This is a genomic window from Cohaesibacter celericrescens (assembly GCF_002866925.1).
GTDB lineage: Bacteria > Pseudomonadota > Alphaproteobacteria > Rhizobiales > Cohaesibacteraceae > Cohaesibacter > Cohaesibacter celericrescens.
Genome location: NZ_PKUQ01000016.1, coordinates 355,012 through 369,983 on the forward strand (window position 1 = coordinate 355,012; position 14,972 = coordinate 369,983).

Below are 14,972 nucleotides of genomic sequence, written 5' to 3' on the forward strand. Positions count from 1 at the left end.
CTTGAGACGGGTGGCGAGCTTGAGGCTGTAGAGAGACCGGCTTCCAATTTGTGACATGATTGTCTGGTATCTCGTGGCAGAGCCAACTGGGAGTGTGGGCAAAAGGAGCACAGGGTTATGTTAGCAACCGAGATGACGGATTTCAGCTGTCGGAGTTTTTCAGCTTTATGCTTATCAGCCATAGGTAGGATATTGACCTGTGGCATTGGAATGATTGTCCTTTGCGGCCTGAGCTTTTCCCATGCTCTGGCGGATGGTGCTGTTCAGCAGTCTTATGCGGCTAGGACGCCAGCGATCACGGTCTCAACAAGCACTCAGGATGCCGATAGGTTTGGTGGCGATCGCTCGAGTGCACCGCTGTTTAAAGGGCCGACGCTGATCAGCAGCGGGTTTTCCGGTGTGGGGACGCCGGCGTCAGATAGTCTGCAAGGGGCTGCTCGTGTATCTGAAGGGTTCATTGATCCGCACGGCGTTTCAGTTTCATTGACCGCTATTGATCAAATGGGGGCGGAATACAAAGGTCTTGAAATCAAGCGGCGTCCTTATGATGGCTTGCAAGCCAGAGATACAGGTCAGATTTTTGGCCTTGCTATTGATGACGCTGACGCTGCCAATCTCTATTTAGCGGCAACCTCCGCATATGGGCTTCCCATCGTGGGGCGTGATCGGGATGGCGATGGGCATGCCGATAAACTCTATGTGGGGCGCCCTGATGCGGAATTCATGCCCGGATTGTTTGGCCCCAATCGGGGCAATGGCCCCGGTAGCGTTTGGAAAGTGGATGGGCGAACGGGGCAAGTCAGCTTGTTTGCCACTCTTACTGTTGATGGCGTGGCAAACTCGGGTCCGGGGCTTGGTAATATCAGTTTCGATGCGCAAAGCCAGCAGTTGTTCGTTTCCGATCTGGATACCGGCATGATTTTCCGCTTGAATATGGAAGGACGTGTTCTGGAAACGTTTGATCATGGCAGGACCGCTCGCGGCCTTGCTGGATTGAGCCCTGTTGTTTTTGACCCCTCTAACCGCCTTGATATTACGAGCCCGTCGTTCGATGTTGAAAATCCCGATAGCTGGCATTTCGCTGCTGAGGGGCGACGGGTTTGGGGGCTGGCTGCTCATAATGGCCGGCTCTATTATGCCGTGGCTGAAGGGCCGGAAATTTGGTCCGTCGGCATTGCGCCCAATGACGGCGCCTTTTTGTTCGATGCGCGCAAAGAATACTGGCTTCCGGCGTCTTATCCATCGTTTGAGATATCAGACATTGCTTTTGGCCCTGATGGGTCGATGATCCTGGCCCAGCGCGGCGAGCGTGTCGGGTCTTATGACTTTACGCGTATCACCAAAGCACGGCGGGCCGAAACAATCCGCGTGTTAAAAAGACGCGATGGAACGTGGCGGGCAAAACCGCAAAGCTACGCCATTGGCTTTGCCAATCAAATGCGCAATGGCACTGGTGGTGTGGCTGTCGGGCCGGCCTATGGGGCTGATGGACGCATAGATGAGGATGCTTGCAACGGCGTGCTTTGGGCCACTGGAGACCATTTGCGTAATCGACCACAATTGGCCACTCGCTTGTCGCGGGGCGGAGCGCTAGAAATTGCCGGTGTGCAAGTTCAGCCCATTGGGCGGTATCGCGACGACAATACTCCTCCATGGGCTTCTTCTTTTCATGATTTTGACGGGACTTATCCAGACCAGAGCGTGGATGGACAGATGGGAGACGTCGAGGTGCTTGGCTGCGCTGGCTTAGAGGTGCCCGTGGAGCCAGAGGTATCTGTAGACCAGACCGTGGCCAACCTGCATATCAAAAAGACAAGCATTGGTGAGTGCCTTGCCAATCGCCAGAACCGGTCTTATTCGTGTGATTTTCTTCTGACCATCAGCAATCGCGGAGACAAGCTGTTTGACGGGCCATTGGTCATTACGGATCAGTTTGCACAACCAGCACCGATAGATGCCTCCGTTATACGGGGGGAAGGCTGGCAATGCTCAAAACCAAAAGCGGGATCCTTTAGTTGTTTGCATGAGCGATTGATCATTCAACCGGGAAAAACAGTCACGGTTACGACGCAGATGCAGCTTGCGGGGCAGACGCGAGACGTGCGCTATAACAACTGTGCCATGCTGGGCGTGGGATCAACTGACCGTCAGCAGATTACCGTTGTTCAGCTCTCCATGAAACCCAGAGGCATTGTATCCGGGGGTGTGGATGGCCTCATGGGGCCAAACACGCGCAATGGGCTGCGCGAGCTTGAGGAGCAGTTGGGGCTGGCTGTAACTGGCGAAATCAGCCCAGAGCTGTTTGATGCGTTGGGCACGCCCATGGCAGACACGTCTGGTCTCTCTTGTGCTCCGGTTGTGTTGAAGTCAATGGCTTTGCCTCCGGTTTATGACGTGTCTCCGATAGAAGAGGAGCCTGCGATTATTATTCTTCCGCCAGACCCGGTCGAAGCCATGGGCCCAACCTGTGATCGTGCCACCACTGTAAAACGGGGAAACCGTTGTGTGTGCCGTTATGACCGTATGCGCAAAGCCTCTCAAACCGAATGCGCCTGCCCCAGAGGTACACGCTTTGTCAAAGGGCAGGGATGTCTTGAGCGTAGACAGCCGCCAGCGTTGCGATGTGACCGGCGGACCAGTGTTGCTATGGACGGACGGTGTGAATGTCGGTTCGAATTTATGCATAAGACATCCCCGACGGCCTGTCGTTGCAATCCCGGTGGCCGGTTTGTGCGCAATCAAGGATGTGTCCAAATCAGGAAGCCTTTTATCAAGCCGCGATTGTTCTGAGATCAATTGAGCTTGTGTCAAAAGGTACTGTGAAACAGGTTGGGTGATTTGACCTCACCGCCGGCCTTTGAGCGGTCCGAACGAACAAGTGAGAACCCGAGGGATTGTGTCCTTCGGGTTTTTCTTTGCTGTGCGCCAAGTGGTTGAACCGTTTATCTGCGAGACAGCTCAATAGCAAACACAAGACGGCTTTCAGTCTTGCTGTTTAAATTGGAATATTTTTATGTTTCTGTCCTCGGGATTGGTTTGCTTTTCGGAGAATGGATTTCGCATTAAATCGCTTTTGCGATTATCCAGCCTTGGATTGCTGGGATCCTTTAAAGGCACTATCTATCGGATAACAAATTAGATTTGCGGTCGCGTGGGGTTCTTCTGCGGGATTTTTAGCGTGAGGAACTTTGAGATGTTTGTTGTTACTGGCAATCGCCTGCTTGATGGCATTGTGGTTTATCTCGCTTCTGGCCATGCTTGGGTTGAAGATCTGAAGCTGTCTCATTGCTTTGAGAGCCAAGAGGAGGCGCAGGCCGCGCTTGACGTCCAGATTGATATGGTCGTCAGCCTTGAAGTCATTCCCGTTGCAAAAGATGATTTGGGTGATGTTGTGGCGTCTGGTTTACGCGAGCGCATTCGCGCAGAGGGACCAACCATCAATCCATTTGCGTCTATTGATTTGGTGCGCCGCTTTGATGTGGTTGCCAAGTGACTGTGTTATCCGAGAATAGGACCTGACCATGTATCGCTATGACGAATTTGACACTGCTTTTGTTAAGCAGCGCGTTTCCCAGTTTCGCAATCAGGTTGCTCGGCGTGTATCGGGTGAATTGACCGAAGACGAGTTCAAACCTCTGCGCTTGATGAATGGTCTGTATTTGCAACTGCATGCCTATATGCTGCGGGTTGCTATTCCCTATGGGTCGCTGGATAGTCGCCAGCTGCATCGCTTGGCAGATGTTGCGACCAAATACGACCGTGGTTATGCCCATTTCACGACACGCCAGAATGTCCAGTATAATTGGCCCAAACTATCTGATACGCCAGATATTCTGGATGAATTGGCCGAAGTGGACATGCATGCCATCCAGACGTCAGGCAACTGTATACGCAATGTGACCACTGATCATTTTGCCGGTGCTGCTCATGATGAAATCGCAGACCCTCGGGTCTATGCAGAGATCATCCGGCAGTGGTCCAGCTTGCATCCAGAATTCACCTTCTTGCCGCGTAAGTTCAAAATTGCCATCAATGGGGCCAAGAAAGATCGTGCTGCGATCCGAGTGCATGATATTGGGCTACAGCTTGTTGAGCTTGCTGATGGTAAAATTGGGTTTGATGTCTATATCGGTGGCGGGCAGGGGCGCACACCTATGATTGCCAAGCCAGTGGCAGAAGGCGTTTCCGAGCAGGACATTCTGAGCTACCTCGAATCCGTTCTGCGCGTCTATAACCGCTATGGCCGCCGCGACAACAAATACAAAGCCCGTATTAAAATCCTTGTGCATGAAACCGGTGTTGAAGAATTACAGGCTGATATTGCGCAAGAATACAAACATGTGAAGTCTACGTTGCTGGATGTGCCTGCCGAAGAGATCGAGCGCATCAACGCCTATTTTGCGATGCCAGACTTGAAAGCCGATAGAGACGGGGCTGACAAACTGGTACAGGTGCGCGCATCTGATGCTGCCTTCTCGCAGTGGGTCGGTCAGAATACCCATGGCCACAAAGTCGCCGATCATGTCAGCGTTACGGTTTCTCTCAAGCCTGTCGGTGGCGTGCCGGGGGATGCAACCGACATCCAAATGCATTTGGTGGCAGATCTTGCCGAACGCTACGGCTATGATGAAGTGCGGGTCAGTCATGAACAGAATTTGATCCTGCCGCATGTGGCCAAAAGTGATCTTTATGCCATTTATCAAGCGCTGGTAGAAGGCGATTTGGCCGAAGCCAATGCCGGTTTGGTGACCGATATTATTGCATGCCCCGGTTTGGATTATTGCGCCCTGGCCAATGCCCGTTCTATCCCGATCGCGCAGGAGATTTCCGAACGGTTGGGGGCGATTGAACGTCAAAAGCAGATTGGCGAGCTAAAGCTGAAAATTTCTGGCTGCATCAATGCCTGCGGACATCACCATGTTGGTCACATCGGTATTCTCGGTGTCGATAAAAAGGGTGAGGAGCATTACCAAATCACGCTTGGTGGATCGGCTGACGAACAGACATCAATCGGTGCCATTCTTGGGCGCGGATTTCCGGCTGAAGAACTAACCGATGCGATCGAGTTGGTGATTGATACCTATATCGGCCTGCGTCTGTCTGATGATGAAATCTTTATCGATGCCTATCGACGGGTTGGGCCTGCTCCTTTCAAAGCAGCTCTGTATCCAACCGATAAAAAAGCCGCGTGAAGGGAGAATAAATGTTGAAAAAGAGCAACTTTACTGTTCCTGACCATAAATCCCTGGCAGATTTGAACGCTGCCTTTGATGGGGAACGGCCTGAGAGGGTTTTGGAATGGCTTGCGTCGAATGCTACCGAGGGGGAGGTGCCTCTGGTGTCCTCCTTCGGCGCGGATTCTGTTGTGCTGCTGCATATGATTTCGCAGATTGATCGCGATTTCCCCGTGCTGTTCATCGATACGGGCAAGCATTTTATGGAAACCTTGCGTTACCGTGATACGCTCAAAGAACATTTCGGCCTCGAGAATTTGCAATCGATACAACCGGATCGGCCTGCCTTGAAAGGCAAGGATCCTTTTGGATCGCTTTGGATTTCGGATGCCGATGCCTGCTGTGATCTGCGCAAGACGCAGCCTCTTGCCAATGTCATGATCAATCATGCTGGCTGGATTACGGGCAGAAAGCATTTCCAGACCGGTGATCGCAGCAATCTCGCAATACTCGAGTTGGACAATGGCCAGCTAAAGGTCAATCCTTTGGCATCCTGGGGCCCTAAGGATGTTGCCAACTACATCAAGCAGCATTCCCTGCCCGGTCATCCCTTGGTGCCTCGCGGCTATCTTTCCATCGGGTGTGCTCCTTGCACCAGTCCGGTCAAAGAGGGAGAAGACCCCCGAGCTGGCCGTTGGAAAGGCACCGATAAGACAGAATGTGGTCTGCATATTTGATTGGAGTGATGGGAAATGAGTGACTTAAAAGCCGAGACCGCGCCCACTCTTTATCGTGACGGTGCCTTTCATCAGGATCTGTGGACGACTTTGGAGGAGGGGGCAGACCTTTCTGATATGAACAATGTGTTGGTGCCATTCAAACAGGCGCTGGAGTTGTTTGTTGCCCGCACGAACCTGCCGCAAGCCTTTGGGGTTGTGGTCGGTGCCGAAGATGATGTTGCAGAGTTGGCTCCTTATCTGGACAAGATCGCCGTAATTGATGTGTCTTTCCCCGGATTTGGAGACGGCCGCAGCTTTTCATCGGCGCGCCTGTTGAAGGAACGCTTTGGATTCAACGGCGAAATTCGTGCTGTTGGTAATTATATTCTCGACCAGATGCCATTTTTGGTGCGCTGCGGTGTAGATAGCTTTGTGATTTCCAGCCCCAAGGTGAGAGTTGGGCTAGAACGCGGGGACTGGCCCGAGGTGACCAATTATTATCAGCCGACGGGGGCCGATGGGGATAAAACCATTGCTCGTAGACCATGGTTGCGAAGCAAACAAAGCGAATGAAGGTAATCTAAGGTGTCAGGATTGGACTTGATCTTTCTTGCGCGGCCTTTTATCAGGACAGTCACGCTTTGTTGACAAATCTGGCTTCGCGTCTTTTTGTCTCTGGCAAAAACTTTAAATATGCGAAAATATGCAAGTTAAAGGAATTTTAGCGGTCTCAAGCGAATAGGTGACTAAGATCAAGGCTTGGTTGCCTGCATCACAGTAAAGAGCCCTATGAACAATCTGCTGCCGGATGACGAAGTTGCCCGAGTTTCTTCGTTTTCAATGAATTTACCTAAAGAGTATAGTCTGGCTGTAGGCAAACATACCGCGAAGCCAACCTGTTGACGAAGCGCTTGGTGTTTTGACCGAGCTGCCCAACTGGTTCGAAATTGATTAGAGGAGTATGCAGCGATGCAGCAAGGTGAAGCCAACAAAGCGGCTGCGGCCACTACAGCAGCCAGTAAATCGGCTTTTCCGATACCTGCAAACGTATTTGCCGAAACAGTTACGTCGGTTGAGCATTATACGGATCGGCTGTTCAAGTTCCGTATCACACGCCCGGCCAGCTTCCGTTTCCGGTCTGGTGAGTTTGTTATGATCGGCCTGCCAAACGCAGAGCGTCCCGTGTATCGTGCCTATTCCATCGCCAGCCCATCATGGGATGAAGAGGTGGAATTCTATTCGATCAAGGTGCCGGATGGCCCGCTGACTGAGCACCTGTCGAAAATCAAGGTTGGTGACACCATTTTGATGCGCAAAAAACCAACCGGTACGTTGGTCAATGATGCGCTTATCCCTGGCACACGCCTGTATATGTTCTCGACTGGTACCGGCATTGCCCCGTTTGCATCACTCATTCGCGATCCTGAAACCTATGAAAAATTTGACCAAGTTATTCTAACCCACACCTGCCGCGAGATTTCAGAGTTGAAATACGGTGAGGAGTTGGTGGATTTGTGCAACAACGATCCGCTCGTGGGTGAATTTGCTAAGGGCCGTCTTGTTCACTACACCTCGGTCACTCGCGAAGACTTTCCTCGCACCGGCCGCATCACAGATTTGATGACTTCGGGCAAGTTGTTTACGGACCTTGGCGTGCCGCCAATCAATCCTGAAACCGATCGTGGCATGATCTGTGGTTCAATGGCTATGCTCAATGACACCAAGAATGTATTGGAAGACTTTGGTCTCGTCGAAGGTTCCAATGCGCGTCCTGCCACATTTGTTGTCGAACGTGCTTTCGTCGATTAATGGTTTAAGGCGATTGGGTTTGAATTTGAAGGGCTGGCTCAGAGATGAGGCAGCCTTTTTTGATTTTGGTGTGCAGTTGGTTGCGATCATAATAATGTAAGAATTGTTGTAAGGCCACGCCGACCCAGGTCCGTAAGGAGCCCTTAGTAACGGATGTTGCAGGGCGATCCAATGGCAGGTAGTACCCTACCGAGAATCCGAAGAATGCTATCCCTCAATCTGCAAATCACATAAACTGTGATTAATTTGTTGTTGGAAAGTTGAGACGATATGGAAATTCTCGGGAAGGAAAAAGAAACCTTCGTTCTGCTTAATGGCATTACAGTTCAAAGTGATATTCAGCTTGGTGAGGGCATCCAATTTGAGCCAGCGGATACTTCCCATCTGGACTTCAATAGTGCCCTTTCGACTTGTTCGCGGCCTGATGACATAGCAGTAGTGGCGGCATTCATTCCTCGGATTACTTCTCAGTTTCGAATAACTTCCAGCTCACCTCGAGAAACGTCAATCATTGCGTGGAACTCATCATGGGACGCGCTTTTATTGTCTGCTATTTTTCAGACAGAAGTCGGCTTCAACCTTCAATCCGACGTAACGTCCGCTAAAATTTCTGCGAACAGCGTCTTGCGAGCAATACACCGGAATATGAGCGGATTTCATGACAAACAGCCCTACGTGGTGACGAATGAAGATGCAATATGGATAGCAAAATATTACAATGGAGCTCGCGACCTTCTGGAGAACGATAGCTTCCAAACCGCGGTGCAATGCCTATCAACGCACTATTGGCATCCAAATCCAAGAATCAAACTCGCCATGATTTGGGCCGGCATTGAAGGAATATTTGGCGCTCAATCGGAAATTCGTTTCAGGATCAGCGTTTATATGGCGCGCTTTCTATCTCCAGATGATGAGATCGAAAGGCAGCGAATTTTTGATTTAGTAAAAAAGCTATACAACACCCGATCCACAGCTGTTCATGGCGGGAAACTTAAGGACAATCTTTCTACGGCAGCATCTGAATCTGCGAACTTGCTAAATAGGTTGCTGATCAAATGCATCGAGACTGGATTTCTGCCGAAAGAAGCAGATCTCGTTCCGTGAGGATGCTTTGCATCCCATCCTTACTGATCGCCGGACTATTGCCCGCAAGCAAAGGGGGGCAGGGACCGGTCATTGTTTCCCGGGACGCGAATGTCCAAAAAGTCCGCATACCTGACACCCACTTATTTAAGTGCCGCTCGCTAACGTTTTTGCATTACAGCCGGATGAAATCGCAGGGGTCACCCTTATTTGCGGCTTTGGCGTGAGGCGGGCGAATGATGAGGCAACTGGCGCGGGCCAAGCCTGCCATCATTGCACTATCTTGACCTGCGAAAGGCGTGGCTACAGATTTTCCCGAGTCGTCAATGGATAAAGTCGCGCGCAAATAGCTTTGCCGTTTATCATTCTCCGCCAGCGCGTCGCCAAGGATGGCGCGCTCTATGCGTTGAGGGATGCTGTCCCCCAGCATCTTACGGATCAAAGGCTGCATGAATAAAATGGCGCAAACCATCGCCGAGACGGGATTGCCGGGAAGGCCAAGAACCTGACAATCCCCCAGTTTTCCTGCCATAAGCGGTTTGCCGGGGCGCATTGCGATGCGCCAGAATGCGAGGTCCATACCCATCTCTTTGAGCACATCTTGCACCAGATCGTGCTCACCAACCGATACGCCGCCACTGGAGACAAGAATATCGACCTTTGCATCTTGCGCCTGTTTTATTTTGGATGCGATTGCTTGTTTGTCATCACGTGCGATGCCAAGATCCAGCACGTCCGCCCCGACCACTTTGGCCAATGCCGCAACTCCGAAATTGTTGGATGCGATGATTTGATTGTCGGATGGCGTCTCTCCGGGCAGCACCAGTTCGTCACCCGTCGCTAATATCGCGACTTTGGGGCGCCTTAGGACCAATATTTCTGGGTGGTTCATGGAGGCGGCCAACGCCAAATGGGCAGGCTCCAGCAGTGTGCCTTTGACAATGAGCACGTCATTTTTTTTGAAATCAAGCCCAGCAGGGCGAATATACTGTCCCGTCGTGACGCCTTCAAGCGCTGTCAAAAATGCTCCGTCTCGTTCAGTGTTTTCCTGAATGAGGATGGCGTCTGCGCCTTCGGGGACGGGCGCTCCGGTGAAGATGCGCACGGCTTCTCTGTTGGATAGGCGGTCGGGAAATCTGTGGCCTGCTGGTACTTCACCCACCACCTGCAGCCGGACGGGAATATTGGCCAAATTTGCGGCTTTCACGGCGTAGCCATCCATCGCGGAGGAATCAAACGGCGGCTGATCTCTGTTGGCGGTAAGATCCTGGGCCAACACGCGTCCCAATGCGTCATGAAGAGGGATGTTCTCAGTGCCAATTTGCGCTGCATTCTCGAGCAATTGAGACAGGGCATCTTCCACTTTCATCAGCGACATGGATGGATTCCTTATTCTGGGTCTGATTTCCAATTGCCGGATTTGCCACCAGATTTTTCCATTAAACGGACGTTGCGGATGGTCATGCCTTTGTCTACCGCCTTGGCCATATCATAGATGGTGAGGCAGGCGATGGAAACGGCGGTCAAGGCTTCCATTTCCACTCCGGTTTGGCCTGTAAGTTTGGCCATAGCGGTCACGGTGAGGCCCGGAAGTTTCTCATTGACTGTAATATCGACGGACACTTTTGACAAAGCGAGAGGATGACACAGGGGAATCAACTCGTGGGTACGTTTGGCTGCCATGATCCCCGCAATGCGGGCGGTTGCCAGAACATCGCCCTTTTTGGCATTGCCCGAGGTGATGAGTTGCAATGTCTCAGGTAGCATTTCTACCGAGCCAGAGGCAATGGCAATGCGTGTGGTTGGCGCTTTTTCTGAGACATCCACCATGTTGGCTGCGCCTGTCTCGTCGAGATGGGTCAGTTTTGCGTCGCTCATTGATGGCTCAATCCCGGGCTCAATAGTGGGGAGGCAAACTCTGCGTCTCAGGTGGAATTTTGAGATCTTTCCACTAGCGCGCCAGTAGGTCTCTCGTCGCAGCCATTACGTCATCTTGCCGCATCAGGCTTTCGCCTATCAGGAAGCTGTGAATGTTGGCGTTGGTTGCCAAAAGGGCCAAATCCTGAGGTGTAAACAGGCCGCTTTCCCCGACTATAAGCTTGTCGTCGGGGATCAGTGGAGCCAGATCAATCGACGTTTGTAGGCTTGTTTCAAAGGTCTTGAGGTTGCGGTTGTTGATGCCGATCATGGGCGATGTGAGGTGAGACAAGGCACGTTCCAGTTCCGGCTTGTTATGCACCTCGACCAAGACATCCATGCCCAATTCCAATGCCGTTTCTTCCAGTGCCTTGGCTTCATCGTCATTGACTGATGCCATGATTACCAAAATGCAGTCAGCTCCCCAAGCGCGGGCTTCATAGACCTGATAGGGCTCATACAGAAAATCTTTGCGCAAGACCGGAAGCGAGACAGCGTTGCGGGCGGCGATAAGAAAATCTGGGTGGCCCTGGAAGGAAGGGCTGTCGGTCAAAACGGACAGGCAAGCAGCACCACCGTCTTCATAGGCTTTGGCCAGTTTGGGCGGGTTAAAGTCTGCTCGGATCAGGCCTTTGGAGGGGCTCGCTTTTTTCACCTCAGCAATCAAAGCATAATGACCGTGGTCTATTTTTGCTTTTAGTGCGCTATAAAAGCCACGAACGAGGCCTTGTTCAGCAATATGCGCTTCAAGGTCTGCTATGGTGGTGTGGAGTTTGGCAGCTGCGATTTCTTCGCGCTTGTATAACTCGATTTTTTTGAGAATATCGGCCATGGTTCATCCGTTTCTTTTTAACGATATCACATCAGGCACGATTTGAAACATCGACCAATGTTTTAAGCGTCTCAAGGGCCTTGCCCGAATCGATGGTTTCTGCTGCCAGTGTGATACCGTCTTGCAAATTGTCTACTTTGCCCGCCACAACCAGACCAGCTCCGGCATTCATCAGAACGATATCACGATAAGGCCCAGTTTGACCTTCTAGCAATTCGGTTAGCGCCTTGGCGTTGTAATCGCCAGTGCCGCCGCGGATGTCCTCCATCGTGGCACGCTTGATGCCAAATTGCTCGGGTGTAATTGTGAATTCGCTGATCGCACCGTCTTTGAGCTGGACAATCGTTGTCTCACCCAAGGTCGAAATTTCATCGAGGCCGCCTTCGCCATGCACCACCCAGATTGTTTCTGCGCCCAAATTTTTAAGGGTTTGGGCAAAGGGGAGTTGCCAATGCGGGTCAAAGACACCGATGAGCTGATGTTTGACGTCTGCGGGGTTTGATAAAGGCCCAAGCAAATTGAATATGGTTCGTGTCCCCATTTCAACGCGGGACGGTCCGACAAAGCGCATGGCGGAATGATGATTGGGTGCAAACATAAAGCCGATATTGGCCAATGTGATGCAGCGGCTCACCCCATCGGGATCTTGTGCCAAATTAACGCCAAGGCTGGACAATACATCACCAGAGCCTGATAGAGAAGAAAGCGCCTTATTGCCATGTTTGGCGACAGGGACGCCAGCGGCTGCGATCACGAGGGCTGAACAGGTGGAGATGTTGTAAGTCTTGGTACCGGTGCCGCCGGTGCCTACGATATCTAACGCGCCATTAGGTGCCACTACACGGGTCATCTTCTCGCGCATCTGTGCGACAGCGCCTGTGATTTCATCAACGGTCTCTCCGCGCAAGCGCAGGGCCATAAGAAAGGCGCCTATCTGGGTCGGAGTTGCCTTACCACTCATCAGGACATCAAACGCTTCTGTGGCTTCTTGTTGGCTTAGGTTGTTGCCGGCTGCGACTTTGGCCAGAAATGGCTTCATATCATCCATTGATCATTTCCCATCTGTCACCTGCCTTTGCTTTTGTCGGCAACTGGCTTATACGCCTTGGTCGTCGTTTCCGGGGCTCGTTGGTGACGTGATCCACTTTAGAGCGAGCCCCGGACTATGCTTATTGGTTCATCAATTGGTGCCGTTGACGATCTGTTGCATCAAGGCTTCGTTGATTGTGTAACCAATGTCGCTTAGCACTGTGCTGCTCAACTGGCTGAGCATATCTGTGCCAACGTTGGTATCGAGATTTTGCCGCAGGGCATTGAGTTGCAGTGCGTCAGCATCAAATTCCGGCTCGGTAACTTTGGCGACTTCAAGTATATATTGGGTGTCGCCATCCACTGCAGATGCTTTGTAGGCGAGGGGACCATTGAATGCTTGTTGAACCGCGGATGCAGGCAATGCGCCGCCTGCTTGACGGGTTACATCTGTTGCTGTCTCCATGGTGAGGCCGCGCTCTGTTGCTACAGCTTCAAGGCTCTTACCGCCTTTAACTTCTTTGAGGATTTCAGCCGACAGTGCCGCGTTGCGTTTGGTGAGTTCATCTTTTTTCCACGCAGCAATCACATCATCTTTGACTTCGTCGATGGTGCGATCACGGCTGTTGACTATGTCTGTCACGATGAACCAAGCAAAACCGGAATTGTCGATTTCAACGGGATCAGCTTCAAAATCAATATCGCTTTCGAAAACGGATGGCAGAAGCTGTTCCTGCTCTGGCAAATCTGTGACTTTGTCGCCATTTTGCAATTCACCCACTTTTGAAATTGAATTGACAGTGCGCAGCGGCAAATTCAGCTTGTTGGCAATTTCTTTCAAGGTTGACCCGCCAGCGCGTTCGTCTTCTACCTTGTCAAAAACATCCAGCACTTCACCTGTTGCACGTTGAGCTGCAATCTCGGCTTTTAGCTGTTCTTTGAGTTCTTCAAAGGGAGATGCCTGAGAGGGGACAATTTTTGCTGTCCGCAACAGCAGGCTACCAAAACGACCTTTGATGACCCCAGATATCTGACCCTCTTCTAGGGAATAGATCTCTTCGGCTGCTGCTGGATCCGTAATCTCTTCTTTGGTGAGTAGGCCAAAATCAACATCGGCTTCGGCCAAATTGCGCTCTGCCATAATGTCTTCATAGCTCGCGCCAGCTGCAATTTTGTCAGCGGCTGCCTTGGCCTCTTCTTCGGAGTTGAAAAGAATCTGCTGCATCTGGCGCTTCTCAGGCTGTACAAAACGGCTGGCTGCTGTCTCATAAAAGATCTTGGCATCTTCATCTGTGACAGACTCTGTGTCGATGATGTCGCCTGGCTCGAGTTTCAGGATTTCAAAAGAGCGATATTCTGGTGCGCGGAAGGCGATTTTCTTTTCTTCGAAATATTTGTTCAAAGCGTCATCAGATGGCTCTTCAATGTCCCCGATGGCTTCTTCTTTCAGCGCGATATAATTGACGTCACGCTTTTCGAAGGTAAAACCGTTGAAGGCTTTGAGCGCGGCTGTCGGTATGGTGGATTTGCCGGTTAAGGCTGCAGCCAACTGGCGGCGAGTTTCCAGCGCTTCGCGGGTTAGCACATACCGGTCTTCCGTGGTTCCGGCATTGCGCAGAACCAAATTCATCTGGTTGCGATCAAATTTCCCCAAAGACTGGAACGCGGGCTCAGTCGAGATTTCTTTTGCCAGAACCGTTGGAGACAGACCCAGATTGAAGCTCGTTGCCATATCATTTAGCGTCGCTTCACTAATCATCCGGCCCAGAACCTGATTGGGCAAACCAAAAGCAGCGGTTTGGGACGTCGTTAATCGCTGACCGAGCTGGTTGGATAGGGCGTTGACCTCCAGAATCAGTTCGCTCTGATAATCGCGGGCATCAATTTCGGTTTTACCAACCGTAGCGACGGCTCCTTGGCCAAAATTGGTAAAAATATCTGCAATTCCCCAGACTGCAAAGCTCAATACCAGCAGACCCATAAGGATTTTGGCAACAAAACCTGATGCCATTGAACGCATTATTTCCATCATGAGATGGTGTGTCCTTCTTTCGCGCAGTGCGGAGCAGTTTTTCCCATGTGCTTGGAAACCGGGATCATGTCTGTCCACCTGCCTTCTTAAAATGTTCGCCGGATCATAGAAAGCTCGACCCAAACCCGCAACCCAGACAGCTCAGAAAAGGGGGCACAAATGGGGCGACTAACGATTTTGTGTTCAAAAAGCGGTTCGTGTCAGCAAAAACCGTAATTTGTTTGTGAAAATCAGGGGGTAACCGGCCAAAGACACCCGCTGTGATGTCCCAACTTTGCAAAAGATGGGGTATGACAGGGGCAATATACCAAAGGCGTAGAAGGAAGCGTCGGCTCTCAGGCCGGTTGTGCTATGTCTTATGGGCCTTTTCGTTTCGT

General features: G+C 51.4%; 12 protein-coding genes. 7 read left to right on the forward strand and 5 right to left on the reverse strand.

Annotation, left to right across the window (positions count from 1 at the left end):
- The first annotated feature begins 210 nt into the window (after positions 1-210).
- The 7 genes from C0081_RS09560 (at position 211) to C0081_RS09590 (ending at position 8,806) form a co-directional block, all read left to right on the forward strand.
- Positions 211-2,790, forward strand: coding sequence for a peptidoglycan-binding domain-containing protein (locus C0081_RS09560; RefSeq protein ID WP_101533567.1), 2,580 nt, complete (start codon positions 211-213; stop codon positions 2,788-2,790).
- 403 nt (positions 2,791-3,193) lie between these two features.
- On the forward strand, positions 3,194-3,493 hold the full coding sequence (locus tag C0081_RS09565; protein ID WP_101533568.1) for a DUF2849 domain-containing protein: 300 nt from the start codon (positions 3,194-3,196) through the stop codon (positions 3,491-3,493).
- A gap of 28 nt (positions 3,494-3,521) precedes the next feature.
- The gene (locus tag C0081_RS09570) at positions 3,522-5,192 is read left to right on the forward strand and encodes a nitrite/sulfite reductase (RefSeq protein WP_101533569.1); all 1,671 of its coding nucleotides are present in this window, start codon (positions 3,522-3,524) and stop codon (positions 5,190-5,192) included.
- A gap of 11 nt (positions 5,193-5,203) precedes the next feature.
- Positions 5,204-5,911 (forward strand): phosphoadenylyl-sulfate reductase, encoded by a 708-nt coding sequence (locus C0081_RS09575; protein ID WP_101533570.1) that lies wholly within the window; start codon positions 5,204-5,206, stop codon positions 5,909-5,911.
- 15 nt (positions 5,912-5,926) lie between these two features.
- On the forward strand, positions 5,927-6,466 hold the full coding sequence (locus C0081_RS09580) for a DUF934 domain-containing protein (protein ID WP_101533571.1): 540 nt from the start codon (positions 5,927-5,929) through the stop codon (positions 6,464-6,466).
- 396 nt (positions 6,467-6,862) lie between these two features.
- On the forward strand, positions 6,863-7,702 hold the full coding sequence (locus C0081_RS09585) for a ferredoxin--NADP reductase (RefSeq protein ID WP_101533572.1): 840 nt from the start codon (positions 6,863-6,865) through the stop codon (positions 7,700-7,702).
- A 270-nt stretch (positions 7,703-7,972) separates the two neighbouring features.
- The gene (locus tag C0081_RS09590; RefSeq protein WP_101533573.1) at positions 7,973-8,806 is read left to right on the forward strand and encodes a HEPN domain-containing protein; all 834 of its coding nucleotides are present in this window, start codon (positions 7,973-7,975) and stop codon (positions 8,804-8,806) included.
- Between the two features lie 154 nt (positions 8,807-8,960).
- Here C0081_RS09590 and C0081_RS09595 read toward each other — a convergent pair whose 3' ends face one another.
- From C0081_RS09595 to C0081_RS09615, 5 genes are all read right to left on the reverse strand, one after another.
- The gene (locus C0081_RS09595) at positions 8,961-10,163 is read right to left on the reverse strand and encodes a molybdopterin molybdotransferase MoeA (protein WP_101533574.1); all 1,203 of its coding nucleotides are present in this window, start codon (positions 10,161-10,163) and stop codon (positions 8,961-8,963) included.
- 11 nt (positions 10,164-10,174) lie between these two features.
- Positions 10,175-10,663, reverse strand: a complete 489-nt coding sequence (gene moaC / locus C0081_RS09600; protein WP_101533575.1) for a cyclic pyranopterin monophosphate synthase MoaC — start codon at positions 10,661-10,663, stop codon at positions 10,175-10,177.
- Between the two features lie 73 nt (positions 10,664-10,736).
- Positions 10,737-11,534 (reverse strand): indole-3-glycerol phosphate synthase TrpC, encoded by a 798-nt coding sequence (gene trpC / locus C0081_RS09605; RefSeq protein ID WP_101533576.1) that lies wholly within the window; start codon positions 11,532-11,534, stop codon positions 10,737-10,739.
- Between the two features lie 31 nt (positions 11,535-11,565).
- Positions 11,566-12,582: an anthranilate phosphoribosyltransferase gene (gene trpD / locus C0081_RS09610; protein ID WP_101533577.1), complete on the reverse strand. Its 1,017-nt coding sequence runs from the start codon at positions 12,580-12,582 to the stop codon at positions 11,566-11,568.
- Positions 12,583-12,714: 132 nt separating this feature from the next.
- Positions 12,715-14,595, reverse strand: coding sequence for a peptidylprolyl isomerase (locus C0081_RS09615; protein ID WP_101533578.1), 1,881 nt, complete (start codon positions 14,593-14,595; stop codon positions 12,715-12,717).
- Between the last annotated feature and the right edge of the window lie 377 nt (positions 14,596-14,972).

Bases quoted from the DNA above. Each gene is read 5' to 3' on its own strand.
- moaC (WP_101533575.1), bottom strand. From the start codon at position 10,663: ATGAGCGACGCAAAACTGACCCATCTCGACGAGACAGGCGCAGCCAAC.
- C0081_RS09585 (WP_101533572.1), top strand. From the start codon at position 6,863: ATGCAGCAAGGTGAAGCCAACAAAGCGGCTGCGGCCACTACAGCAGCC.
- trpC (WP_101533576.1), bottom strand. From the start codon at position 11,534: ATGGCCGATATTCTCAAAAAAATCGAGTTATACAAGCGCGAAGAAATC.
- C0081_RS09560 (WP_101533567.1), top strand. From the start codon at position 211: ATGATTGTCCTTTGCGGCCTGAGCTTTTCCCATGCTCTGGCGGATGGT.
- trpD (WP_101533577.1), bottom strand. From the start codon at position 12,582: ATGGATGATATGAAGCCATTTCTGGCCAAAGTCGCAGCCGGCAACAAC.
- C0081_RS09575 (WP_101533570.1), top strand. From the start codon at position 5,204: ATGTTGAAAAAGAGCAACTTTACTGTTCCTGACCATAAATCCCTGGCA.
- C0081_RS09595 (WP_101533574.1), bottom strand. From the start codon at position 10,163: ATGTCGCTGATGAAAGTGGAAGATGCCCTGTCTCAATTGCTCGAGAAT.
- C0081_RS09580 (WP_101533571.1), top strand. From the start codon at position 5,927: ATGAGTGACTTAAAAGCCGAGACCGCGCCCACTCTTTATCGTGACGGT.
- C0081_RS09570 (WP_101533569.1), top strand. From the start codon at position 3,522: ATGTATCGCTATGACGAATTTGACACTGCTTTTGTTAAGCAGCGCGTT.
- C0081_RS09615 (WP_101533578.1), bottom strand. From the start codon at position 14,595: ATGATGGAAATAATGCGTTCAATGGCATCAGGTTTTGTTGCCAAAATC.
- C0081_RS09565 (WP_101533568.1), top strand. From the start codon at position 3,194: ATGTTTGTTGTTACTGGCAATCGCCTGCTTGATGGCATTGTGGTTTAT.
- C0081_RS09590 (WP_101533573.1), top strand. From the start codon at position 7,973: ATGGAAATTCTCGGGAAGGAAAAAGAAACCTTCGTTCTGCTTAATGGC.